This window comes from Oceanobacillus sp. FSL W7-1309 (genome assembly GCF_038002145.1).
Lineage (GTDB): Bacteria > Bacillota > Bacilli > Bacillales > Amphibacillaceae > Oceanobacillus > Oceanobacillus profundus.
In genome coordinates, this window is the sequence record NZ_JBBOBX010000002.1 from 774,852 (window position 1) to 798,817 (window position 23,966).

29 protein-coding genes, 1 pseudogene and 2 riboswitches are annotated in these 23,966 nt (G+C 36.2%); of the genes and pseudogenes, 14 read left to right on the top strand and 16 right to left on the bottom strand.

Features of this window, described 5'->3' with window-relative positions; all coding sequences use genetic code 11:
* Positions 1 to 35: 35 nt before the first annotated feature.
* The 7 genes from spoIIIAD to NST46_RS16550 all read right to left on the bottom strand — a co-directional run bounded on the left by spoIIIAD (position 36) and on the right by NST46_RS16550 (position 4,849).
* Positions 36 to 428 carry a stage III sporulation protein AD gene (spoIIIAD, locus tag NST46_RS16520; RefSeq protein WP_095306966.1) on the bottom strand — a complete coding sequence of 131 codons (393 nt, stop codon included), beginning with the start codon at positions 426 to 428 and terminating at the stop codon, positions 36 to 38.
* 12 nt (positions 429 to 440) lie between these two features.
* On the bottom strand, positions 441 to 641 hold the full coding sequence (gene spoIIIAC, locus NST46_RS16525; protein ID WP_095306968.1) for a stage III sporulation protein AC: 201 nt from the start codon (positions 639 to 641) through the stop codon (positions 441 to 443).
* A gap of 22 nt (positions 642 to 663) precedes the next feature.
* Positions 664 to 1,176, bottom strand: coding sequence for a stage III sporulation protein SpoIIIAB (spoIIIAB, locus tag NST46_RS16530; protein WP_095306969.1), 513 nt, complete (start codon positions 1,174 to 1,176; stop codon positions 664 to 666).
* Entirely contained in the window at positions 1,121 to 2,098 is a 978-nt protein-coding gene (gene spoIIIAA, locus NST46_RS16535) for a stage III sporulation protein AA (RefSeq protein WP_095306970.1), read from the bottom strand. The genes spoIIIAB and spoIIIAA overlap by 56 nt, the downstream gene beginning before the upstream one ends.
* Positions 2,099 to 2,316: 218 nt before the next feature.
* Positions 2,317 to 2,874, bottom strand: coding sequence for an elongation factor P (efp, locus tag NST46_RS16540; RefSeq protein ID WP_095306972.1), 558 nt, complete (start codon positions 2,872 to 2,874; stop codon positions 2,317 to 2,319).
* Positions 2,875 to 2,897: 23 nt separating this feature from the next.
* Complete coding sequence (locus NST46_RS16545; protein ID WP_303447164.1) at positions 2,898 to 3,956, bottom strand: M24 family metallopeptidase; 1,059 nt, start codon at positions 3,954 to 3,956, stop codon at positions 2,898 to 2,900.
* 383 nt (positions 3,957 to 4,339) lie between these two features.
* The gene (locus NST46_RS16550) at positions 4,340 to 4,849 is read right to left on the bottom strand and encodes a YqhR family membrane protein (protein WP_095306974.1); all 510 of its coding nucleotides are present in this window, start codon (positions 4,847 to 4,849) and stop codon (positions 4,340 to 4,342) included.
* Positions 4,850 to 5,126: 277 nt separating this feature from the next.
* Between NST46_RS16550 and NST46_RS16555 the strand changes: the two genes are divergently transcribed.
* Positions 5,127 to 5,504 carry an SA1362 family protein gene (locus NST46_RS16555; RefSeq protein ID WP_095306976.1) on the top strand — a complete coding sequence of 126 codons (378 nt, stop codon included), beginning with the start codon at positions 5,127 to 5,129 and terminating at the stop codon, positions 5,502 to 5,504.
* A 96-nt stretch (positions 5,505 to 5,600) separates the two neighbouring features.
* Here the strand turns inward: NST46_RS16555 and NST46_RS16560 are convergent, their stop codons facing one another.
* The 3 genes and pseudogenes from NST46_RS16560 to NST46_RS16570 form a co-directional block, all read right to left on the bottom strand.
* The gene (locus NST46_RS16560) at positions 5,601 to 6,494 is read right to left on the bottom strand and encodes a patatin-like phospholipase family protein (protein ID WP_095306977.1); all 894 of its coding nucleotides are present in this window, start codon (positions 6,492 to 6,494) and stop codon (positions 5,601 to 5,603) included.
* A 248-nt stretch (positions 6,495 to 6,742) separates the two neighbouring features.
* Positions 6,743 to 7,165, bottom strand: coding sequence for a transcriptional regulator MntR (gene mntR / locus NST46_RS16565; protein WP_095306978.1), 423 nt, complete (start codon positions 7,163 to 7,165; stop codon positions 6,743 to 6,745).
* Between the two features lie 149 nt (positions 7,166 to 7,314).
* A pseudogene (locus tag NST46_RS16570) lies at positions 7,315 to 7,539 on the bottom strand (hypothetical protein); the annotation flags it as partial.
* A 427-nt stretch (positions 7,540 to 7,966) separates the two neighbouring features.
* On the opposite strand from NST46_RS16570, the gene NST46_RS16575 reads away from it, so the two are divergent.
* Complete coding sequence (locus NST46_RS16575) at positions 7,967 to 8,341, top strand: rhodanese-like domain-containing protein (RefSeq protein WP_095306979.1); 375 nt, start codon at positions 7,967 to 7,969, stop codon at positions 8,339 to 8,341.
* A gap of 46 nt (positions 8,342 to 8,387) precedes the next feature.
* Here NST46_RS16575 and gcvPB read toward each other — a convergent pair whose 3' ends face one another.
* The 3 genes from gcvPB to gcvT are packed head-to-tail and all read right to left on the bottom strand — an operon-like array spanning position 8,388 to position 12,314.
* On the bottom strand, positions 8,388 to 9,845 hold the full coding sequence (gene gcvPB, locus NST46_RS16580) for an aminomethyl-transferring glycine dehydrogenase subunit GcvPB (RefSeq protein ID WP_118889646.1): 1,458 nt from the start codon (positions 9,843 to 9,845) through the stop codon (positions 8,388 to 8,390).
* Positions 9,838 to 11,187, bottom strand: coding sequence for an aminomethyl-transferring glycine dehydrogenase subunit GcvPA (gcvPA, locus tag NST46_RS16585; RefSeq protein ID WP_118889647.1), 1,350 nt, complete (start codon positions 11,185 to 11,187; stop codon positions 9,838 to 9,840). The genes gcvPB and gcvPA overlap by 8 nt, the downstream gene beginning before the upstream one ends.
* 11 nt (positions 11,188 to 11,198) lie before the next feature.
* The gene (gcvT, locus tag NST46_RS16590) at positions 11,199 to 12,314 is read right to left on the bottom strand and encodes a glycine cleavage system aminomethyltransferase GcvT (RefSeq protein ID WP_095306983.1); all 1,116 of its coding nucleotides are present in this window, start codon (positions 12,312 to 12,314) and stop codon (positions 11,199 to 11,201) included.
* A gap of 69 nt (positions 12,315 to 12,383) precedes the next feature.
* Positions 12,384 to 12,489, bottom strand: a riboswitch (glycine riboswitch).
* A 3-nt stretch (positions 12,490 to 12,492) separates the two neighbouring features.
* Positions 12,493 to 12,580: riboswitch (glycine riboswitch) on the bottom strand.
* Positions 12,581 to 12,717: 137 nt separating this feature from the next.
* Between gcvT and NST46_RS16595 the strand changes: the two genes are divergently transcribed.
* Together NST46_RS16595 and NST46_RS16600 are read left to right on the top strand one after the other, a co-directional pair.
* Positions 12,718 to 14,385 carry a DEAD/DEAH box helicase gene (locus NST46_RS16595; protein WP_095306984.1) on the top strand — a complete coding sequence of 556 codons (1,668 nt, stop codon included), beginning with the start codon at positions 12,718 to 12,720 and terminating at the stop codon, positions 14,383 to 14,385.
* Entirely contained in the window at positions 14,372 to 15,151 is a 780-nt protein-coding gene (locus NST46_RS16600; protein WP_341137488.1) for a YqhG family protein, read from the top strand. The genes NST46_RS16595 and NST46_RS16600 overlap by 14 nt, the downstream gene beginning before the upstream one ends.
* A gap of 137 nt (positions 15,152 to 15,288) precedes the next feature.
* Here the strand turns inward: NST46_RS16600 and NST46_RS16605 are convergent, their stop codons facing one another.
* Complete coding sequence (locus NST46_RS16605) at positions 15,289 to 15,474, bottom strand: YqzE family protein (protein ID WP_095306986.1); 186 nt, start codon at positions 15,472 to 15,474, stop codon at positions 15,289 to 15,291.
* Between the two features lie 145 nt (positions 15,475 to 15,619).
* On the opposite strand from NST46_RS16605, the gene comGA reads away from it, so the two are divergent.
* From comGA to NST46_RS16650, 9 genes are all read left to right on the top strand, one after another.
* Positions 15,620 to 16,627, top strand: coding sequence for a competence type IV pilus ATPase ComGA (comGA, locus tag NST46_RS16610; RefSeq protein WP_341137489.1), 1,008 nt, complete (start codon positions 15,620 to 15,622; stop codon positions 16,625 to 16,627).
* Complete coding sequence (comGB, locus tag NST46_RS16615) at positions 16,593 to 17,642, top strand: competence type IV pilus assembly protein ComGB (RefSeq protein WP_118889651.1); 1,050 nt, start codon at positions 16,593 to 16,595, stop codon at positions 17,640 to 17,642. Before comGA ends, comGB begins: the two co-directional genes overlap by 35 nt.
* Before the next feature lie 15 nt (positions 17,643 to 17,657).
* Positions 17,658 to 17,969: a competence type IV pilus major pilin ComGC gene (gene comGC, locus NST46_RS16620; protein ID WP_118889652.1), complete on the top strand. Its 312-nt coding sequence runs from the start codon at positions 17,658 to 17,660 to the stop codon at positions 17,967 to 17,969.
* Positions 17,938 to 18,390, top strand: coding sequence for a competence type IV pilus minor pilin ComGD (gene comGD, locus NST46_RS16625; protein WP_095306991.1), 453 nt, complete (start codon positions 17,938 to 17,940; stop codon positions 18,388 to 18,390). The genes comGC and comGD overlap by 32 nt, the downstream gene beginning before the upstream one ends.
* Entirely contained in the window at positions 18,377 to 18,721 is a 345-nt protein-coding gene (locus NST46_RS16630) for a type II secretion system protein (RefSeq protein WP_158586265.1), read from the top strand. Before comGD ends, NST46_RS16630 begins: the two co-directional genes overlap by 14 nt.
* The gene (locus tag NST46_RS16635; protein ID WP_118889653.1) at positions 18,636 to 19,118 is read left to right on the top strand and encodes a competence type IV pilus minor pilin ComGF; all 483 of its coding nucleotides are present in this window, start codon (positions 18,636 to 18,638) and stop codon (positions 19,116 to 19,118) included. The genes NST46_RS16630 and NST46_RS16635 overlap by 86 nt, the downstream gene beginning before the upstream one ends.
* Positions 19,093 to 19,461, top strand: a complete 369-nt coding sequence (locus tag NST46_RS16640) for a hypothetical protein (RefSeq protein ID WP_095306994.1) — start codon at positions 19,093 to 19,095, stop codon at positions 19,459 to 19,461. The genes NST46_RS16635 and NST46_RS16640 overlap by 26 nt, the downstream gene beginning before the upstream one ends.
* A gap of 95 nt (positions 19,462 to 19,556) precedes the next feature.
* Complete coding sequence (locus NST46_RS16645) at positions 19,557 to 20,255, top strand: helix-turn-helix transcriptional regulator (protein WP_303447172.1); 699 nt, start codon at positions 19,557 to 19,559, stop codon at positions 20,253 to 20,255.
* 74 nt (positions 20,256 to 20,329) lie between these two features.
* Positions 20,330 to 20,572 carry a DUF2626 domain-containing protein gene (locus NST46_RS16650; protein ID WP_095306996.1) on the top strand — a complete coding sequence of 81 codons (243 nt, stop codon included), beginning with the start codon at positions 20,330 to 20,332 and terminating at the stop codon, positions 20,570 to 20,572.
* A 78-nt stretch (positions 20,573 to 20,650) separates the two neighbouring features.
* Here NST46_RS16650 and NST46_RS16655 read toward each other — a convergent pair whose 3' ends face one another.
* Positions 20,651 to 21,274 carry an MBL fold metallo-hydrolase gene (locus tag NST46_RS16655; protein ID WP_341137490.1) on the bottom strand — a complete coding sequence of 208 codons (624 nt, stop codon included), beginning with the start codon at positions 21,272 to 21,274 and terminating at the stop codon, positions 20,651 to 20,653.
* Positions 21,275 to 21,620: 346 nt separating this feature from the next.
* Between NST46_RS16655 and NST46_RS16660 the strand changes: the two genes are divergently transcribed.
* On the top strand, positions 21,621 to 21,794 hold the full coding sequence (locus tag NST46_RS16660; RefSeq protein WP_149473974.1) for a DUF2759 family protein: 174 nt from the start codon (positions 21,621 to 21,623) through the stop codon (positions 21,792 to 21,794).
* Between the two features lie 175 nt (positions 21,795 to 21,969).
* Here NST46_RS16660 and NST46_RS16665 read toward each other — a convergent pair whose 3' ends face one another.
* Complete coding sequence (locus NST46_RS16665; protein WP_251658912.1) at positions 21,970 to 23,907, bottom strand: LTA synthase family protein; 1,938 nt, start codon at positions 23,905 to 23,907, stop codon at positions 21,970 to 21,972.
* Positions 23,908 to 23,966: the final 59 nt, after the last annotated feature.

Sequence of the window (23,966 nt, forward strand, 5' to 3'; positions counted from 1 at the left end):
CACCCCGTTTGCTCCCTTCAAGCAGTAATGAATAATTATACAGATGGTAAAAAGCTAATAATCGCTTCAATAACTGCGGTTATAATTGGTACTGCAAGCAATAAGATAAAAATCTTCCCGGAAAGCTCTATATAATGAGCAACAGAACCAAGCCCTGCGTCTTTAGTTAAATTCGCACCTAGCTCTGCAATATAAGCGATCCCAATAATTTTTAAGATTGTTTCCAAGTAAAGACCTTCGATATTTGCCTTCTGACCTAAAGTTTGAATTGTCTGGAAAATAACACTGATTTGATGAATGACTGCTAGAAAAATAATAATTCCTGTAATCAGAATAAGGAAAAAGGCAAAGGACTTATTAATATCTTTTAAAACGATATATAAAATGCTAGCCACTACTCCTAATATAGCAATCTGCAAGATATCCATGCCATTTAGCTCCTAAAACAAAAATACCGATTTAATTTGCTGAAACAAATCAGAAAGGCCATTGATTACAATAACAAGTACAATGATAAACCCAAGCAGCGTGGCAAATTGAGCAATCTCTTCTTTACCCATTTGCTTTAAAATCGTATGAATCAATGCTACGATTATTCCTATTCCAGCTATCTGGAAGAGAATGGATGCATCTGTGAACATAAAAATGCTCCTTCCTTTCATTTCAAATGAGTAACAACACAATAAAAGCCCCACTTAATATACCTAAGCTTTTTGCAACTTTTCCGTATTTGCGATCGTTATCAATGGCTTCCTCTAGTTCTCTATCTAAGTGAACTATGGTCAGTTGTATATGCTTTTGCTGTTGACTCATATCATGCTGACCAAGGGTTCGACCGAATTGCTTTAATATTTCTTTTTCCGTTTCATGCATACTTGACTTTTTAATTAAGACTTCAACTTGCCTTTCCCAAACTGTAAAGAAATCAACTGCTTCACCTTGCATTTCTTTCCCTAGAGAAGCAAAAAATCCTCGCAATGGATTTGGTATTTTTCTAGAAACGGATAAGAATGCATCAAACAAAGCCACTTGGCTATATATAATTTCAGCCTCGAGAATTTGTAATGCGCTTTTCAATTCGCGAATATGCTTTGGCCGTTTGGTCAACCTAGAGCTCCATTCAAATCCTGCCAAGGTGGCTGTTCCGATTAAAAGCAGTGCTCCAATCCACTTCATTTGTCACACCCCTTGTTTTTTGAAGCAAATTATTTTCATTATGGTCGAGCACAAGGCTAATACGACCAGGGCTTGTATCTCTTTTTAGCACAATATATCGATCGAAAATATGTTGATTGAAAATCGGTTCTAAAGAGGGGCGTCTTTTCAGTTCGCTGATACTTCTGCCGTGTATGGAGCAAATTACAGTAACCCCTGTATTAACCGCTTCCATCAACGCATCAATATCTTGTTGATTGCCAATTTCATCTACTACCATCACATCTGGTGACATGGAGCGAACGAGCATCATCATTCCATCAGCTTTTGGACATGCATCCATAACATCAGTACGAAGCCCTAAATTGTGCTGCGGAATTCCTTTAATTGAGGCACCTATTTCAGAGCGTTCATCAACAACGCCAACCTTCTTCGGATTAGTCTGTTTCGAGCCATTGGAAATCAACCGGGTTAAATCTCGAATTAATGTTGTTTTACCTGTCTGTGGAGGACCGATGATTAAAGTATTAAAATAGTCGCCATTGTATATATATGGGATAATAGGTAAGGCAACGCCGGGTTTTTCTTTAGCAATACGGATATTAAAGAACGTAATATTCTGTATTGCTTTTACACTGCTTCCCGTTGTTGTCACCTTTCCAGCGATTCCAATCCGATGCCCTCCTTCTATAGTGATATAACCCTCTCGCAACTCATCCTCTAACCGATATAATGAAAATTGACTAAGCTGATTGATTAAAAATGTTGCCTCTTTCGTCTGAGGGATAAGGTTTTTCACCCATTCTGTCGTGTCATCAAATATTAACTCAATAGGGCGGTTTAAACGAACACGGATTTCCTGTAGCATTTGCCACCTGTTTTGAACTTTAAATTGTATAGCTTGTCCCATGTCATTTGGAAACAAACGCATAATCTCGTCCATGATTATTCCTCGCTTTGTTTTGAAGCTGCTTTATAGTAAATGTATGTAGGAATAGATAATTTATGACCTTCGCTGCTCCATTGTACAAATAAAAAATTAGAAAATGTTGTAGTGTTAATGATCAAATATGCATTTCTATTTTCTAATAACGCAAAAAGCTGTGTTACAGAGAAAATTAATTTCCTCTGTAACACAGCTTTTATAGAATTATAATACAACTAAGCTCTTGATACATATTTCCCATCGGATGTATTAATAACTAAAACATCACCTTGGTTTATGAAAAATGGTACTTGAACCGAGTGACCAGTTTCTAACTTAGCTGGTTTTGAACCTCCGCTTGCAGTATCACCCTTAATTCCTGGTTCCGTTTCAATTACTTCCAACTCAACGTTGTTTGGAAGATCGACCCCAAGTACTTCACCTTCATAACTGATTACATGTACTTCCATGTTTTCTTTCATAAATTTTAATTGTTCTTCAATTTGACTTGTCTGCAGTTCAATTTGCTCATATGTGTTTGTGTCCATAAAGGCATGAGCATCACCAGATGCATATAAGTATTGCATTTTTTTATTTTCAATATGCGCCTTACCAACTTTTTCTCCACCACGGAATGTTTTTTCTTGAATATTCCCGTTTCTTAAATTACGTAGTTTAGAGCGTACAAATGCAGCACCTTTTCCTGGCTTTACGTGTTGAAACTCTAATACCTGCCAGATGCCATTGTCCACTTCAATTGTCAAACCTGTTTTAAAATCATTAACTGAAATCATTTCATTTCCTCCTTTATGTATCCCTACAGCTGTATCAATTCTTTTGAAGCAAAGGTTAGTCTTTCGTTTCCAGATTCTGTTAGTACAATATCGTCCTCGATTCTGCAGCCACCAAGTCCCGGCACATAAATTCCAGGTTCAACTGTAACTACCATACCTTTTTCCAAAACTTTATCCGAGCGATACGATAATCCTGGGCCCTCGTGAACTTCTAAACCTAGGCCATGTCCTGTAGAATGTCCAAAATTATCGCCATAGCCTTTTTCTGTAATGAAATCCCTCGTTAAGGCATCTGCTTCTTTACCTGTTATTCCCGGTTTAATCCCATTTACTCCACGAAGATTTGCCTCTAATACTATATCATATATTTCACGTAATTCGCTTGAAATTTCACCAACTGCAACAGTTCTCGTGATATCCGAGCAATAACCTTCATATAATGCACCGTAATCTAGTGTAACTAGTTCACCTGATTGAATCTCTTTACTCGATGCAACACCATGTGGCAGTGCTGAACGATATCCAGATGCAACAATTGTATCAAAACTTGATGTTGCACCAAGTTTGCGCATATAAAATTCGAGTTCATTTGAAATGTCGATTTCTTTAACACCCGGTTTAATAAATTTTTGGATATGAACAAACGCATCGTCTGCAATTTTAGCTGCCTTTTTCATCGTATTTAACTCTTCATTCGTTTTAATTAAACGCAGCTCTTCAACTAACCCACTAACCGGGATTAGTTCCACATCAAAGCTTTTCTGATAGTTTTCATATTTAGTGAATGTCACATAATCCTTTTCAAAACCAAGCCGTTTAATTTGCATTTGTTTTAATTGATCTGAAATTTCCCCTTCAATTAACTGTTTATGCTCAATTATGTTAAAGTGCTTAGCTTGTTCATTTGCTTGTTCTGTATAGCGAAAATCAGTTATGAATCTGGCGTCGTCACGTGATACCAACGCAATACCTGCTGTGCCAGTAAATCCGGTCACATATCTTCGGTTGATTGGACTAGAAATTAAAATTGCATCAAGCTTATTTTTTTCCAATGCTTCTCGCAGCTTATTCAGTTTTTCCATCAGTTTTTCCCCCTCAATCGTTAAAGAGGTTATTCAAAAAGTCCGGTGAAAATGACACAAATCGAGATCAGTAGACCTTCGACTAAGTACCGACACATCCTGTGTCGAACGTCGAAGTCAAGCACTACATCCTGTGGAAGCTCGTTGGCTTGCTTTTCCGCTGCTCACGTATTAACTGCATACGCTCCCGCTCCTTGGAAAAGAAAATCACTTTTCCTGCGTGCAAGATCGTCTGCTCAAAGCTACGCCGCCTCGACCTGCTCGGTCCTTTTCATCCTCCTTTTTGAACACGCACTTTAACGGATACAATTTGTTATTTTTGTACAATTAGTCTAACATAAATCAATTCATTTGAGTATTTTTACTGCTATATTAATATAGAGCTATTCTTCAGATCGTTTTCTTATTTGTACTCGCATATCATAATATTCATATGAAATGGAAAAACCTACAAAAGTTCCATAAAGGATAAATAAACTTGCGGTCGATAAGATTGTATCAAACGTAATATCCGTGATGTTTGGTACATTCGTAAAAATTGGCGGCATTAGGACAAAGATAAACCCCCACACAATGATTCCATATACAACTCCCATCCACATCGAATATATTTTTTTAAATATTCCATGATAAATCAAAGCTGTAACAATGGACAGCAGTCCAATTATTATAATTGTTAGAAGTGTTCCAAACCATGTGTCAACCCAATTTGCATTAGTCCATGACTTTAGAATAAAAGATTTAGGTGATATTTCACTAAAATTAAAATAATATAAGATGATCCACGCAAAACCTAAAGCTATACCTCCCACCAATCCGGTGAATAAGGACTTAGGCAATATTGAAAACTGTTCTTCAGAATTCGTGTTATGTGATTGTTTTTCTGTATTCATTGTTGTGACACCTCCAGATTTTATTATTACCAATCATTTGCAAACAAATCATTGTATTAAAACATTAGGCTAGTTGTTAACAGTATTTTCGGGTAAAATAGAATTAAGATAAACAAATCCTGTACTGAATATTTTTGTACAAATTAGGAAACAATTTCTAATAGAAAACTTATTTTTATTTAATTTACAAAAAACGGATATAAACTTGCGCTTTAGTGGTATATAACATAGTAAAAGACTATTATTATATTACAAGACTGTGGAAGGAGGAGTTTTTATGGGCCGTAGTAAATTTTCTATTGTTGTTTACATTATTATTGGCTTAGCAGTTATCGGTTTAATTTCACAGCTTTTCGGAAATACAATTAACTTTCTAACAAACATTTTAATTATGTTTGGTATTGGGGTGGCTGTTTTCGCTCTGCTATATTACTTTGTGCTGAACAAGAGAACCCCTTCTAATTCCGATGATATGAAAAAGTATAAGAAGGCAGTAAAGCAATCTAAATCCAAATACAAGCAAACTTCATACAATGCCGCTCCTAAACAGACGAAGCCCGTTGTAGCACAAAAGAAAAAACGAACAAAACGTGCTACACATTTAAAAGTAATTGAAGGTAATAAAACAAAACGAAAAGACCGAGCTTCTTTATAGCCGGTCTTCTTTATTTTAGACGTTCTTTAATATTGAAAGGGATTTCTCCACTTTAGATTGAAGCTGACAAAAGGACTGCTTGACAATGAGCGATGTTTAAGTTGACCATCGTTTTAAAAATTGATCAGCATTCTCTTTCCCGCTTTGGATTAATTCTTGCTTCACTTCCTGTGAAATATGAAAGTTAACTGCTCCTGTATGTGCAACAGGAACAAATAGAATGTTCTTTTGATCATTTTTTGATATATACCTGGCATCATGTGCTTGCTTCATTGTAGAGAATAATGCTTGATACATATCCAGGGCATTTTTAATATCTCTTGGTCCAATCCCCTTTTCAGTTGCATCTGTCAATTTAATTCCTAATATTGGCCTCTTCTTTGTATTGTCTCCATTATCAAAGATCCATAATGGAAAGTTGCTTAAAAGTCCACCGTCCACCATTATGCTTTTCTTTTTGTACAATCCAGGCATCTTTTTTGGCATAAAGAAAAAGGGAAATCCTGCACTCATTCGAACAGCTTTTGCTACTGGGAAATAATTTGCTTCAATTCCGTACACGCGTTCCAAATCGTCGGGTATGACAATAAGCTTTCCTAAAGAAAGATCACTGACAACAACTTTAAAGTAACCTTCTTTTATATCGTGAAAGGTGCGAATATTCTTTCTTGCTAAAAGTTCTTCTAGCCAACTTTCCAGTTTGTTACCTTTATTAATCCCCAGCTGACTATACAAGAAAAACCACTTCGTAAATGGCAGCAGCCTTGTTAAAAGTGGTGGGTCGATAAATTCAGTTAGATCAAGTTCATGTATAAGCTCTTCAATTTCGTTTATTTCATAACCTGCAGCTACCAATGCCCCAACAATAGCCCCCGCAGAAGTTCCGGCCACTCGTACTACTTGAAGTTGATGTTCTTTCAGACTCTCTAGTACACCAATATAAGCAAATGCTTTAACTCCGCCACCAGAAAAAACTGCATCAATCTTCATCCACTCTCTCCCCCGCGCTCATTTTTCATGATGTGTGCTTAACTACCTTCGTAAGCGAAATGAAAGGGTAATCTCTTTATATATATAAGCAAAGCGCTAAGAATAGAACAATGTCGATAAAATTGTCGTGGAGCGTGAGAACTGTGAACATGTTAGAGCGAATCATAATCACCGAAGAATAAACTCGGCCAATCTTTTAATTCATGAAAAAACCATACAGATCCACGTGAGCTGTATGGTTTTTATGCTTATTCTTTTACACTCTCCGCTTGGACTTTTTTTAATTCTTCCTGTCTTGCAGAATCTGTTTTAAAATAGTTGACAAGATCGCCAATTCGATCGATTGAATTCCAGCTTAAATGATGCTCAATACCTTCTACATCATTGTAAATATTATCTTTCTCTACCCCGATGATTTCTAAAAACTCTTCCAGAAGCTCGTGTCTAAACACTAAACGCTTTCCAATTTTTTTTCCTTTTGCAGTCAGTACAAATCCTCTATATTTTTCATAGTTTAAGTATTCGTCTTTATCTAATTTTTGTACCATTTTTGTCACGGAAGATGGGTGCACTTCTAATGCTTCTGCAATATCGGATACACGGGCATATCCTTTTGTTTCAATTAAGTTATATATTTGTTCGATATAATCTTCCATACTTGGAGTAGGCATGTAGATCTCCTCGTTTCAAGAATATTTTTTGTTTAGGGCAAAACTGTTTCTCTACTTTGAGGATACAGGAAAAGACAAATTAACACAAGTTATATTATTTTAGACGGTAAAAAACAATAGAAGTGCTACGGGGACTCTTCTTCTTATAGTTAAAGACCACATTTCAGCTGTGCTCCACAGCTTGTACAAGTATTACAACCACCAATCTCCTCTACACTATCCGTTCGACAAACTGGACAGGTGTCACCAATTTCGGAACCAATCGTAACAATGATTCATTCTAGCTCTTGGATTGTATCCATTAACACAACTTTAGGTTTTTCGGTATCTGTGAACAACTCTGTTTGTTCACCAACGGTGTTTTCTTCTGCTTCTCTTCCATGCATTCTTCGCACGTACTTTTTTCTCTTGGAGTTTTGATTTATCCCTTTTTTATTTCACTCCTTTTTAGACCCTCAATCATTCGTTGTCTAGATGGATTATCGGAAGCCCATAATTCTTTCATATGTTCACCTATTATCTTCTAGGCACTATCACTATGCTTTAGGTTCTAATGCCCGCTGGGTTCCCCATAAGCTGCTTTATTGATAGTTGTATTCTTTGTCAAGCACGAAATAAAAAATCAGCTATAAAGCAATAATCCACAATATGCAATTTGTAACATTTTACGAATTATGTAATCATGGAAACTGCAAATCGTGAACTTTTCTTATAGGAAAGAGAAAAACTTTGAAATATACCACGTCTACCCATATAATAAAATAGATAATGAACATTTTTTGGACAGACGGGGGAAGTAAAATGGAGTTTTTAATTATTGCCGTAGTTGTCTTGCTTGCTGTTGGTTTATTCCGCTATTATAGACAACGTAATTACTTGAAGGTATTAACGGAAGATCAATTCCGGGAAGGATATCGGAAAGCTCAATTAATAGATGTGCGAGAGCCTCAGGAATTTGAGAGAGGTCATATTCTTGGAGCAAGAAATATTCCTGTAAGTCAAATGCGTCAACGTTTAGTAGAAATGCGAAAAGATAAGCCTGTGTACCTTTATTGTCAAAGCGGTACACGTTCTGCTCGTGCGGCACAGCTACTACACAAAAAAGGCTATCAGGATATTTATCATTTAAAAGGCGGTTTCAAGAAATGGACCGGTAAAATTAAAACGAAAAATTAATAAAAATTTAGCCTTGAGGTTCAAAAGTTACCTCAAGGCTTATTTTTTATTTATAATATCGTAAAATAGGCTTTCTTGCTGCGGTAGTTTCATCCATTCGTTTCACAATTGTATTATGTGGTGCTTCCTGTACGACTTCAGGATTATTCTCTACTTCCTCAGCAATTCGAAGCATTGCATCGATAAAACCATCTAATGTTTCCTTCGATTCAGTCTCTGTAGGCTCAATCATCAAGCCCTCCTCTACATTCAATGGGAAGTAAATGGTTGGTGGATGGTAATTAAAGTCTAATAGTCGCTTTGCAATATCAAGAGTACGTACCCCAAGCTTCTTTTGTCTGCTTCCTGACAATACAAATTCGTGCTTACAATGCTGGTTATATGGTAATTCATATGCCTTCTCCAATTTCCGCATCATATAATTCGCATTTAATACCGCATATTCACTTACTTTTTTCAAACCTTCTGCTCCCATTGTTCGGATATACGTATAAGCTCTGAGATTAATTCCAAAGTTTCCGTAGTATGGCTTAACACGACCGATTGATTGAGGTCTATCATATTCGAACACATATTCATTCTCTTTTTTCGTAATAATCGGTTTAGGAAGAAAAGGTTCGAGCTCTTTCGATACACCAACAGGTCCAGAACCTGGTCCGCCGCCGCCATGGGGACCTGTAAAGGTTTTATGAAGATTTAAATGCACTGCATCAAAGCCCATATCTCCTGGACGTGTATAACCCATAATTGCGTTTAAATTTGCGCCATCATAATATAATTTCCCACCTGCAGCATGAACAATTTCTGCCATTTCCATAATTTCTGTTTCAAATAATCCAAGTGTATTTGGATTTGTCAGCATGAGTGCAGCGGTATCATTACCAACAACACGTTTTAAGTCTTCTAAATCTACAAGTCCTTTTTCATTTGTTTTTACGGTTACTGCTTCAAAACCAGCAACTGCTGCTGATGCCGGATTTGTGCCATGTGCAGAATCCGGCACAATCACTTTTGTTCTCCCAAAATCGCCATTTGCTTCATGAAACGCGCGAATCATCATTAATGCAGTCCATTCACCATGAGCACCTGCAGCGGATTGTAAAGAAACTTCATGCATCCCTGTAATTTCTTTTAAAGCCGTTTGCAAATCATAAAGCATTTCCATTGCACCTTGAACCGTTTTGGGATCTTGGTATGGATGGATATGGCTAAATCCTTCCAAGCGTGCAACATCTTCGTTGATTTTCGGATTATATTTCATCGTACAGGATCCTAGTGGATAGAATCCAGAGTCCACTCCATAATTTCGATTAGAAAGCCCAGTGTAATGGCGCATGATTTCCAGCTCACTTACCTCTGGTAACTCTGGTGGAGTCTTTCTTACGTATACGTCATCCAATTCAGCATTAAGATCAATTTCTGGAACATCTAAATTCGGCAGGCTATAGCTTGTTCTTCCTTCCTTGCTACGTTCAAATATTAATGGAAACTCTTGATTAGCCATTGATATCCCCCAATTCTTTTACAAACGTATCAATATCTTCTTTTGTACGAATTTCTGTTACAGCAATTAACATATGCCCTGTTAATTCAGGATAATTGCGTTCCAAATCGTATCCGCCAATAATTCCTTTTTCAAACAGCTTATCATTTATAGCTGGTACGGAATTAGAAAGCTTTACAACAAATTCATTAAAGCTTGGATGTTCATATACGATTTCTAAACCAGCTGCTTTACATTGTTCAATTGCATATCGTGTTTTTTGCATGTTCAAAGCTGCCATTTTCCGCAATCCATGTTTACCTATTGAGCTCATTGCAACTGAACTTGCAAGTGCATTTAATGCCTGATTTGAACAAATATTAGAAGTAGCCTTATCACGACGGATATGCTGTTCCCTTGCCTGTAATGTTAATACAAAGCCTCGTACACCATCTTCATCCTTTGTTTGTCCCACTAAACGCCCTGGAACTTTACGCATTAGTTTTTCGGTCGTTGCAAAATAACCACAGTGAGGTCCACCGAATTGTCCAGCAATCCCGAATACTTGCGTATCACCAACAACGATATCTGCACCGAATTCTCCGGGCGGTGTTAAGTATCCAAGAGCCAATGGATTACTGGAAACGATAAACATGGTTTTCTTTTGTTGCTTAATTAATTCCTCCACCTTTTGTAACGGTTCAATTTGACCGAAGAAGTTCGGGTATTGTATCACAACACCAGCAATCGTATCATCCAACTCTTGTTCTAAATGATCAAGGTCCGTTAAACCATTCTTTAATCCGATTTCCACGATTTCAACATTCTGTCCTCTTGCGTATGTCTCAATAACAGCACGTGACTCCGGGTGCACAGCTTGAGAAACAAGCACTTTTCTCCGTTTCGTTTGTGCTGCACTTAAATTAACCGCTTCTGCTAAAGAGGTTCCGCCATCATACATCGAAGAGTTGGCAACAGGCATTCCAGTTAATTCAGAAATCATCGTTTGAAACTCAAAAATTGCTTGCAGCTCACCTTGGGAGATTTCCGGTTGATATGGTGTATATGCTGTATAAAATTCCGATCTGGAAATAACATGGTCAACAACAGATGGAATAAAATGATCGTACACACCAGCTCCAAGGAACGAAGTATATTGTTTTAAACTAGCATTTTTATTTGCCATTTCAGTTAGTTCTTTTTTTAATTCGTATTCATTTGCTGGCTTTTTTAAGTTCAATTCTCCTTGAAAGCGTACACTACTTGGAATGTCTGAAAAAAGCTCATCTGTGGTTGAAACTCCGATTGTTTGCAGCATTTCTTCTTGATCGGTTTCAGTCATAGGTAAATAACGAAATTCCATTACGATGCCCCCTATTTATCTCGTTTATAAAATGGTGTCTTTACAATAATTGCTTTTAATTTGCGTTTTCGAACTTGGACTTCTAATTCTGTACCTTCATTTGCAAACTCGGAATCAATAAGTGCTAATCCAATATTTTTGTTAAAAGTTGGGGATTGTGTACCAGATGTTACAAACCCAATCACTTGATCATCCTTCAATACCGTATATCCATGCCGTGGAATGCCTTTATCGATCATTTCAATTCCAACTAATTTTCTTGTCGTTCCATTTTCCACTTGCTCTTTTAGTACAGATTTCCCTATAAAATCTGCTTCTTTGTTCACTTTTACAGCAAACGAAAGCCCCGCTTCAATTGGGCTGATATCCTTTGATAATTCCTGACCATACAATGCAAGACCTGCTTCGAAACGAAGTGTATCACGCGCGCCAAGTCCAATTGGCTCGAGCCCTTTGTCTTTTCCTGCCTCAAGCAGCCGATTCCACAAAGCAGGACCTTCTGATTTGTCAATATAGATTTCAAATCCATCTTCACCAGTATAGCCAGTACGCGAAACAATTGCAGTATGTTCTGAATTTTCCAGCGGAACATTTGCATCGAAGCGGAAAAACTTGATCTCGGATAGATTGGTTTTTGCAAGCTGCTGCAATATCTCCTCTGAATTCGGTCCCTGTAATGCAAATTGAACATAATCAGCTGAGGTATTGGTAATCGTTACTTCCTTTTCGCTGTATGTGTTATGCTGGAGCAGCCACTCATAATCTTTTTCTGTATTCGCTGCATTCACCACTAACAAATAATCATTTTCTGCAAGCATATAAATAATTAGATCATCGACTGTTCCCCCGTTTTCATAGCACATAATCGTGTATTGTGCTCGGTTTGGCACGAGCTTGGTCACATCATTTGTCATAACGTATTGCAGAAATTCTAAGCTTTTAGGGCCCTTTACAGCAATTTCCCCCATATGTGACACATCAAATAGCCCTGCTTTTGTTCTGGTTGCTTCGTGTTCCTGTTTGATCCCAGTAAATTGTACTGGTAAATCCCAGCCCCCAAAATCAATTGTTTTCGCCCCGTATTTTCCATATTCCGAAAAAATAGGTGTTCGTTTCAACTCGCTCATACCATCCACTCCTCCTAATTTTGTTGAAAAAGTGCATAAAAATAGAGATTCCTTCCTTACCGAAGAAATCTCTGTCCTTAAACCAGAAAGTTGCATACTTATACGAACGTTGGATGACTGTATAAGTATTTGCTTCGTGGGTGGTTTACTAATTCTAAGTAAACACTCTCCAGAGTTGCGTCCTACAAGAGTCTTTTTGCCTGAGAGATTCGCTCTTAACTTGCTCCTTCGGCGTTACATAATGTAAGCTCTCCCCTTGTAATCATCCGCTAATGAAAAATTTATATTTGGTTATACTATGTATCAGAATGTAAGGAACTCTATTTCACTTTGAATTATAACATATCAAAAAGCAAAATTATAGTGAAATCCAAATTTTAATAATAGGATGTGTGTTCAACATATGGATTCTATTGAACTACAAAAAGATTCAGCCTTTATCAATGCTCTAGAAACAGCCATTAGCAAAGAGGGTCCTTTCTCCAATTGGGAACTCTTTTCGATGGCATTTCAAGCTGAGTTAACAACAAGTTCACCTTCTTTTAATGGGTTACGTGCATTAGAGTATCTTCCACATGTTAACTTTTTAGATCACCAAACCGATGTTGCTGAACAAGCAATTGAAAAGATGAATGGTCGTGCAATATTAGCAGATGAGGTCGGATTAGGAAAAACAATTGAAGCAGGTCTTATTTTAAAAGAATACATGATTCGGGGATTAGTAAAAAATGCACTTATTCTCGTTCCTGCATCGCTTGTTAACCAATGGGTGAAGGAATTGAATGAAAAGTTTTATATACCAGCAGTTGCACATCGGAAGAATTATAGTTGGAAAGAAAATCCGATTATTATTTCCTCCCTTGATACAGCAAAACGTTCTCCTAACCGTGAAGAAATAATTGACACGGAATATGATTTTATTCTGATTGATGAAGCGCATAAGCTTAAAAATCATAAAACAAAAAACTATCAATTTGTACGTGCAATTAAAAAGAAGTACTGCTTGCTTTTAACAGCTACACCTGTACAAAACCGATTAATTGAGATATTTAATTTAATTACAATACTTCGACCTGGTCATCTAGGAAATTATGATTCCTTTATCGAAAAATATGGTAAGGATCGAAGTAAGCTGGAACAAGATCCTTATTTAAAACAATTGATTCAAAAAGTAATGATTCGAAATACGAGAAAAGCAACAAAACTCACTGAATCTAAACGGAAGATTGAGACCTTATGGATTGATTTTCCTGATAAAGCACGCGAAGTATATGACGATCTTGTCAATACTACAATCGCGTTCTCCACTTTTTCGAAAATTACGTACCTCCGTGAGATATGTTCATCACGAGAAGCTTGTTATATGTCATTATCTAAAATTAGTGAGCATGAAAATAATGCAGCTGTATTAAAACCGTTACTTAGCAAAATTGAGGAGCTGCCTCACCACATAAAAGCTGAAAAAGCAGTAGAGCTAATTAAATCAATAGGTGATGAAAAAGTTATTATTTTTACAGAGTATCGAGCAACACAATATTTCTTACAATGGTATTTACAGCAACATGGTATCTCATCGGTCCCCTTCCGAGGTGGATTTAAACGTGGTAAAAAGGACTGGATGAAACAACTGTTTAAAGATCATGCGCAGGTTTTGATTGCTACAGAGGCTGGAGGTGAAGGAATTAACCTTCAATTTTGCAGCCACCTAATTAATTACGATCTACCATGGAATCCAATGCGGCTTGAACAGAGGATTGGACGTATCCACCGTTTCGGACAGGAAAAGGATGTACACATCTATAATCTTGTTATTCGCAACACGATAGAAGAACATATTCTGACACTTTTATACGAAAAGATAAACCTATTTGAAAAGGTAATTGGCAACCTAGATGATATTTTAGCTGAGCTGAACATTTCAAGTATCGAGTCAGAGATGGAGTCTATCTATAATGAATCCACCTCCGCAGGGGAGGTACGAATTAAACTAAATAACCTTTCTTCCATTATTCAAGGTGCAAAAAATGATTCTACAGCGGAAACGGAGGAGAGACTTTATGGCAATTACTAATTTAAATGGATTTTTGAAAGATTACTTTACTGCTAAGGATTGCGAAATTATTTCCAATCATGATGGTGTGATACAAATACAATTAAATGAACAGATGGATCGTGAATTGATGAACCGACCATTTTACTGGCACTACATTAAAAAAATTGGCCGTACCGGCGATCCAATGCAACTTACGCTAATTACAAATCCAAAACAACGGGATGCAAAAGGAGACTGGATTCACTTTGGCAGTCCTCGCCTCCAGCAAATTATGAATCATTTAAAAGAAAAGGAAAAATTTACAAAGCTATTTCAATTAATTCATGCAACCGAAAAGACGCCCTTACATCCATGGCTAGTTGTAAACTTTAAAATTAGTTATCAAGGGCAGCATAAAAAGGATGAAATCATTTCTATCGGTTTACATTTAGTTAACGGCATGATGAAGTTAGATATGATGAATCTGTTAAGGAAGTTTTCATTACAAACAACAATTTCTGATTATTGCTTTACATTGTCTCCAATGATTAAAATAAAAAGTGGTTACTTACGAATGGAAACTGTTCTGTCAAACTATATTGAAGAGCAAGAACATACGTGGGCTAAGAAATCTTTAGAATTGTTACAGGAAGAAATTCAAACGTTACAGCATTTTTATCAGGACGACTTAGAAAGTGAACAGATGAAAAAAGAACAAGACGAATTAACAAAACGTTATCATCCAAAGGTAACATTGGACGTAATCAATGGAGGTATCGTGTATCTCGAACAACATGCATTATAATAGTAAAATCACTTGTGCAGGGTTAGAGGCTGAGATAAAAAAAGCCTTGTTCGGCACTATGCTAGTCCCAGCAGTTTAATGTAGTCACATTTCATACTTTTTGAACAACCTCCATAAATAAAGAATAGCAGGTAAATTTATCTGCTATTCTCCTTCTGGAACATTATTTTTAATGTGAATGGAAGCATACCAAACCATCTGGTGGTGTATAAGGAATTTTGTTTCCTTTGCGCTTCTTTTCGTTTCTTTCTTTCCTCAGATGGTAAGTCTATATATGAAACAACTTGTTCGGTCATAAACTTCAAATAATCATTTCCTGACATTACTACCACCTCGATTCCATGTCTCACACTTATCTTTTGCAAATCAAAAAAAATATATACAAAAATTTTTATAAAAAAGAAGGGTTTAATCAAAAAACGTCGAATAAAGTATACTGTTGCAAAATAAAAGGAGGTGAAAACAACCTTGAATCCCACTGCAACTTTATCAGATAACCTGCTCAACGCTTCGATCAAAGAGAACGCTTCAGACATTCACTTCTATCCTTTCCATGACTATACAGATATTTTTTTTCGAATCCATGGAAAACGAGTAAAACATTGCCACATAAAACTTAAACAATATGAACAACTGCTCACCTACTACAAATTTATAGCTGGAATGGATATTGGTGAATCAAGAAAGCCGCAAAATGGCACCATTCAACATAAGACCACGTCCAATTTATTCTCATTGCGATTATCGACACTTCCTCTCCATCAAACAGAAAGTTTAGCAATTCGGATCCTTCCACAAGAAACAAAACTCACTCTTGAACAACTTTTTCTTTTTAAAAGCCAACTAAATAAAATGAAGGAATGGATGTCCAATCGTGCTGGCATCATCCTTCTGACCGGGCCAACCGGAAGTGGCAAGACCACAGCATTATCTGCTTTACTGGAATCCATCTTAAAGGAAAAGTCGTATCAAACCATTACTTTAGAGGACCCAATTGAGAAAAACATGGACAATATTCTACAAGTGCAAGTTAATGAAAAAGCTGGAATTACGTATCAGACAGGCTTAAAAGCAGCGTTACGACATGACCCAGATATTATTATGGTTGGTGAAATCCGCGATAAGCACACAGCCAAATTTGCATTTGAAGCATCCTTAACAGGTCACCTGGTTCTGAGCACATTACATGCAAAAAATGCTATAGGAACAATTCATCGTTTAATCGATATGGGTATCAAACGAAGTGATATGAAACAATCACTTATCGCGGTTGCTGCGCTTCAATTACTTCCATTGCAGGTGAAAACCGAACTCGCAAGGAGAGCAGCGATTCTTGAACTACTCGAAGGTACATTATTAGAGAATACCATTGAGGGGAACGAATTAACAGAACTTGATACATTTCATTCATTTGAGTATTTAAGAAAGAAGGCTTATGCATATGGCTTCATATCTGAAAGGGTTTATCAGTCGTAGAAAAATGCTGGCTAACCCTCTGCAGCTTCGATTCCTACAATTATTACATCGTTTATTAACGAATGGCTACCCATTGCTAGATGCAATTGAAACAGTAAAATGGAATAAAGAATTAGAAAAACCTGCAACCCGCATTTTAACGTGCCTTAAAGACGGTATGTCTATTGATGAAGCATTTGATCAAGCGAAATTTCATCCGCTGATTACTTCATATCTTTATTTTGTAAAAGGAAATGGAGATCTTGAGGGTAGCATCAAAAAATGTGCTGCAATGTATGAATATCGAATAAAAAATACAAATAAATTTCAACAAGCAGCCAGATACCCACTTATTCTATTGTTTATCTTCTCCTTGCTGCTATACTTTATAAAACAAAGTGTCCTCCCGTCTTTTCAAGATATTTTTCAAGCAAGTATGTCCGCTTCATCAACCGTCCAGGTCTCCATTATTTTAATTGAAATGCTTACCACCATTACTTTTGTGTTAATCTTTGTTTTGGGAATTTTACTTTTTGTATGGTTACTAACAAAGGGTAAGTTGCCAATTGAAAAGCAATTAAACGTCTATCGCACAATTCCACTTTACCGAAGCTTCCTAAAGCTACAGACGTCCTTTTACTTCGCTACACACTTCAGTTCACTGCTTAAAACCGGAATGTCTTTCAAAGAAATACTTGACCATATGACCCGACAGAAGAAACTACCTATTATCTCCTATTACGCCCAGCAAATGACTTCAGAATTATCAAGAGGTGTCCACATCGCCAGTTTACTTACTGTTTTTACTTTTCTAGAAGGACAATTGACAACTATATTCAGTAAAAATGCAGACGCACAAGCACTTGAAAAAGACTTAAGTATCTATGCAGAGCTATTAATGGAAGAAATCCAAAGAAAAATCGTGAAAATTATTACATTCGTTCAACCGGTATTTTTTACAATTTTAGCTGGCTTCATCATTTTTATTTATATAACGTTGATGTGGCCAATGTTCCAGCTAATTAAAACAATCTAAAAGGAGAGCTTTGCTATGTTTAACAATAACCGCGGCTTCACATTGATCGAAATGCTTATCGTTCTATTAATCATATCCGTCTTAATCATCCTTATCGTTCCAAATCTCGGTGACCGGAGCAGTGAGGTCCACAGCAAAGGATGTACAGCACTAGTATCCATCGTTCAGGGACAAGTAGATGTTTATTATATGGAAAATAATTCGTATCCGAATACTTTAAGTGCATTAGTTCCTGATTACTTAAACGAAGATCAACTCACCTGTCCTAATGAAGAGGCTTTAAACTATTCAGTAGATGGAAATAAAGGTATTGTATCAGCACCTTAAGTATAATCATGGTTTTACATTGCTGGAAGTCCTCTTTGTTCTTGCTGTCTTTTCAATTATTATGGTAATTTTCCCTCCCTTTCAATTTGAAAGCATTGAAAAACAAAAGGACAAACAATTTCTAGATACATTGAAAATCGATGTTTTATATGTTCAAAACATGTCCTATTTGACTACAGGTGAGGAGATATTTATTCGTTTCTACAAGGATAATTATAAAGTCTTTCAGGACAATGAAATAATTGCAGAGCAAGTCTATCCTGCTGGATGGACGGTTGATTATAGACAAAATAGTGATATTCGATTTAATGGGAAAGGTACATTTTTATACCCGCGAACGATTCATATAAAAACAACATATAGCGAATATCGAATTGTCTTCCAGTTCGGGAAAGGAAGGTTTTATATTGCAGAATCGTAATGGTTTTACATTAATAGAAGTATTAATTGCTTCCGGTATCATATTCACCGCAATTGCTACATTTATGCCAATTATCTCAACGCTTGATATAGAACAAAAAGTATTAAGCGATCGTCGAAAACTAGCTTACTTGCTCCACGACGAGTTACAACAATTTATTTGGAGTTCAAATACCTTACTCCCTGTGGCCTTCACAAAAACGGTCGATTCTTATATGGAGGTTCAATTTGATTTCCAGATTGAAAATGAGTTCATTAAAGGATGTGCTGAATGGAATAATGCGAAAAATACAGAAGAACAGCTCTGTTTTTATGGATTACAAGCAGCATGAGAAAGGATTTACATTTATAACTGTTTTGTGCAGTATTGTTATCCTTTCCGTCAGTTTACCGCTTTTGGGCTATTTGCTGCAAAGCATGAACTCGAAATCAACGTACAGTGAAATTTCAGTACAGCAATTTTTTCAATTTGTGCGAGATGACATCATTGATGCAACGAACATCTACGTAACAAATAGAAAACTTTATTTAGTTAAGCCGCATGAAAATAAAACAGCAACACTCGAATTGTATGGCACACTTGTTAGAAGACAAGTCAATGGAAAAGGACATGAAATCTATCTGAGGGATGTTGAAGGTATTTCCTTCACTCCCCTACCCTACGGGGTTCAAGTTACCGTTATTACTACTTCGGAGGAAAGATATGAAAAAAAGTTCGCTTATTATTAAGAATGAACATGGAGTAATACTACCGTATGTACTTTTTATAACGGCATTCATTTGCATGTTTATAATGACTGCAATTCATAGTTATCGACATGATACTGCGCTTACCCATAGACACATTCAACAAATAAAAATAGAGACGCTTTTTCAAATGGGATATGAAACAGTAAAATCGGAAATAATAGAACAAGAGCCTCCTCCTGTTGTACGCTATCATTTTCCTGATGGTGACGTTAAAATTTCTATAACACCTGCAGCAGATACAATGTATCAATTATCCTTTTCAATCAAAACAAACGAATATGATACAATTTATACGTTCACAAAAACACATATAGCAGAATAATAAGTTTGTACATTTTTTAACAAACTTTGTTTTTCTCACTAAATCGTCAAATTAAATACTATAATAAAGGTATTAAAGCTACTGGGGTGATTTATGTGGACAATACGTTAAAAGTTACAAATGTATTAAGTGATCCAACAAGGTACCATATTTATCAATATATACTAAAAAAACATAAAGATGTTAGTGTGATTGAGATTGCAAACCATTTTGACATCCATTCAAATGTAGCTAGACTGCATTTATCTAAGCTTGAAGAAATAAAGCTTATTACAACATATTTCAAGAGAAGCGGAAAAGGCGGAAGACCAAGCAAAATGTACCGACTATCGGAAAGTGTAATCGAATTAAGCTTCCCATCGAGGGATTATAAAACCCTTTCTTCAATTGCATTAGAAGCGCTGTTGGAACTCGGTGAAATTGGTGAGCAAGCATTGTATGCAACAGGGAAAAAGTATGGGCACCAATTTATAGACGATTTTAAAATACATCATTTCAATAAGCTGTCCATCAAGGAAAAACTTGATATACTTGAGAGGGCAACAGAAGAATTAGGACTCTTTCCTTCCTTTACGTATGATGAAGGAAATAATAACATTCATTTTCATGTGAATAACTGCCCATTTAAGGAATTAGTGATGAAAAACCAAACAGTAGTTTGTCATATGCATTATTTATTCCTAAAAGGTATATTCGATGTATTATTTGAAGGGTCGACTTTAACATTCGAAGAAAATATGTTTACAAACAATTGCGGAAATTGCACTTATCTAGCTAATCTCTCAATTGTTTAATGACATTCGTTTACAATACGCAATTACTCATATATAATAACAATGAAAAGGCTACCTAAAAGGAGGGGGAAGACATGGATCGAATGTTTCGTGTTCTTGCCTTTTGGACAGGTATTTTTACAGTAATGTTTTATATCGGTGATATGACGAATACAGCACTACTATTCCTGGCTCAAACGGCATTTTTCCTTACAGTAAGTTATTTAAAGTTATCTGAACGCATGTACATGTATTTATTTGGAGCGTATTGTACCGTTTTCATGATTGGTTTTACATGGTATTCCGAATTTATTCTTGTACCTGGTTTCGGACATTAAAAAAGCTGAAAACCCCTGCAACCTAAAATATTGCAGGGGTTTTTCCATCTTCAAATTAACTAAATCCAGCTAATACTTTCATGCACGAACAAAAGGGTTGTTCTGCTTTTCTTCACCAATTGTTGTATGTGGTCCATGCCCAGGATAAACAGTGAGGGATTCCTTCAATTGATATAGTTTATTTTGGATTGTAGCTTCAATCTCTGCCATATTTCCACCTGGAAGGTCAGTTCTGCCAATACCATGATAAAACAAAACATCACCACTAATAATGAATTCATTTTGATCAAATAGAAAACTGACACTGCCAGGCGAATGACCAGGCGTGTGAATAACTTCAAAGAGAAAGTCCCCTATTTCCATTGGACCCATTTTAAAAGTGAATTCAGCTGGCTTCATAACGATTTCATTTCCTATTAGCTTACTGGAACCATTCATTTGTGGATCTGACAACCAAGGAAGCTCATTTTCATGTATATATACATCTGTATCTACAGTCTCTCGTATTTCATCTAGTGCAGCGATATGATCAAAGTGAGCATGTGTCAATAAGATTGCTTGAACTTTTAGTCCCTCTCTTTCTAAAAACTCGGCAATTTTATCAGGCTCTGCACCTGGGTCGATTAATAACGCTTTTCCTTTATCATAAACAATATAGCAATTTGTTCCGATTGGACCTAATGCCATCCCCTTTACATTCATTAAAAAACCTCCAATTCAATTCTGAATGAAATCACTTTTTCATTTAGTGGGGCTCGCTTCACCCCCAACTAAATGTTAGTACTGATAAGGAGCCCTGCTGGACCTTAAGAGAATCAGGAATTTACGGGCTTTGCCTCCCAACCACACATGTTTTCGTCCCCGCACACATAGAAGAGGGTGTATTACACCCTGTTGTGTAAGAAAACGTTTTACAATTACTCGACAAAAACAATTTAATGTTTTAGAATAAATAATATAATGTCTTAGTTACATAATAATATAAAACCAATTCCTAATTCAAATTGTAACTTTAGGAACAATGAAGCTTCAAAGGAGGATAATAGTTGTGGGACATCTTATTTTAGCAATCGTATTATTATTCGTCGCATTACTTGCAGTAGTTTCAGTTATTCGTCAACTGAAATATAAAAATCTATTTGCATTAGCATTTTCAGCTTTGACAGCATTAGCATTTGGATTCTTCTCCATTGCAACGATTATATCAGAAATCGCTGGATAACTTAATCAAACATCCATAGAAGCAAAAAGTTAACTTTTCGGAGTTAACTTTTTTATTTTGAACAACTAGAAATACCTTTAAATTAGAAATACATAACTAGAGCTTGCACCTAAACACATTTAAAATAGCCGTCAACAGTAATTAATACTGTTGACGGCTATAGACTTTTTAACTTTTAGTTACTTGCTGCTTCCTTATCACCAAAATCAATAAAGCGGAACAGGTCACCATAAATCAAGTTATCAGAATAGGACAACTCTGTTTCAACTTTTTCAGTAATTGGACTACATGCATTTTCAGTACTTGACTGTGCCTTTTCTTCACCAGTTGCATCCAATTCTTCACTGTCTTCCTCTATCGGCTCACCAGTTTCACGATCATAGCACATACCATAGGTAGAAATATAATCATCACTGATAAAATCGCCATTTCTTAACGCAATATATCCTTTTCGTTCATCAGCGAACACATCGTTTCCAAAGTAAAGATCATCTTCAGCCTCAATACCTAACAGACTAAGAATTGTTGGTTTCATATCAATTTGACCAGTTACTTCAGACATTACTTTACCATTTCCATCACCAGGAATATGAATAAACATTGGCACTCGCTGCAATTGCACTTGATCATAAGGCGTTATTTCTTCTTTATCCAGGTACATACTCATTGCACGATTGTGATTCGCACTAATTCCAATATGATCTCCCATGATTATAATGATGGAATCTTCATATATACCAGCTTCTTTCAATTGATCAAAGAAGTCTTCTAGTGCTTCATCCATATACCTTACAGCTGGGAAATAGTTATTCAGCGTATTTGAATTTGAATCATATGGCTCAATTGACGTATCATCTTCTTCTAGCTCAAATGGAAAATGATTGGTTAGGGTAATAAATTTCGTATAGAAAGGTTGTTCCATTGATTGTAAATATTTAATAGATTGTTCAAAGAATGGCTTATCCTTTAAACCCCAGCCAACTGTGTTCTCATTCGTAATTTCATAAGCTGCTTCATCATAAAAATGGTCGATTTCTAAGCTCTTATACATGCCATCGCGGTTCCAAAAACTTTTGTTGTTTGCATGGAGAACGGATGATGTATAACCTTCTTCTTTAATTATCTCTGGAAGTGCATGATACTCATTACCGCCATGGGTAAAGAATACTGCCCCTCTAGATAGTGGGTAAAGCGAGTTTTCTATTAAAAACTCAGAGTCAGAAGTGTTTCCCTGACCTGTCTGTTCATAAAAATTCTCAAAATAATACGTATCTTCATCTTCGGTCAAGCTATTTAAGAACGGTGTTACCTCTTCCCCATTTACCTCATTATTAATTACGAATTGTTGTAGTGATTCAGCATTAATAAAGATTACATTCTTACCTTCGGCGGCCCCGAACATATCTGAATTCCCAGTGATCTTCACATTTTCATCGATATACTCTTGAATTTCCGGAATCTCGTTTCCGTCTGCAAAAACACGCTGTGATTCCGTTTTTGAATGAACAACTAAATCGTAAACATGATAGTTTAACAAACCAATATTTTTCACTAAATATTCACGATCAAAAGCTCGAGTAAATAGCTGCGGTCTTTCCATTTCTGCCAAGAAGAAGTTACCCGCAAGAAGTGCTAGTGACATTGCTAATGCAAATACCTTCCCGCTTTTCGGATATGCTACCGATAGCTTCGTTTCTTGTTTTTTACTTAAATACCAAATTAGAGCTGCATCAGCAAAAAACAGAATATCATAAGGCTTAATCAAGGTTAAAATACTCGAACCTAAATCTGCCATGTTACTTCCCATGAACAGCTGCGGAATTGTGATAAAATCGGTAAATTGGCGATAGAATACGAGATTTGCGAAAATGACAAATGAACCTATAAAGGCTGTGTACCTTAGAAATTTCATTTGACGAGAACGTTTGTTAAACCATACGCTAATCGCAAAAACAAGAAATGCCGATACAAACGGGTTAATTAATAATATTAACTCCTGCATTGAATTATCCAATTCAATATCAAACATAAATCGATAAACAAAGTAAGTTTTTAGCCCAAATAATAATGCTGCCATTATATATAAGGGGATGGTAGGTCTTTTAAACTTCATCTTGCTTCCTCCTAAAATAGTAAAACTCATTCCTATTGTATGTTTTAACCGTGGAATGT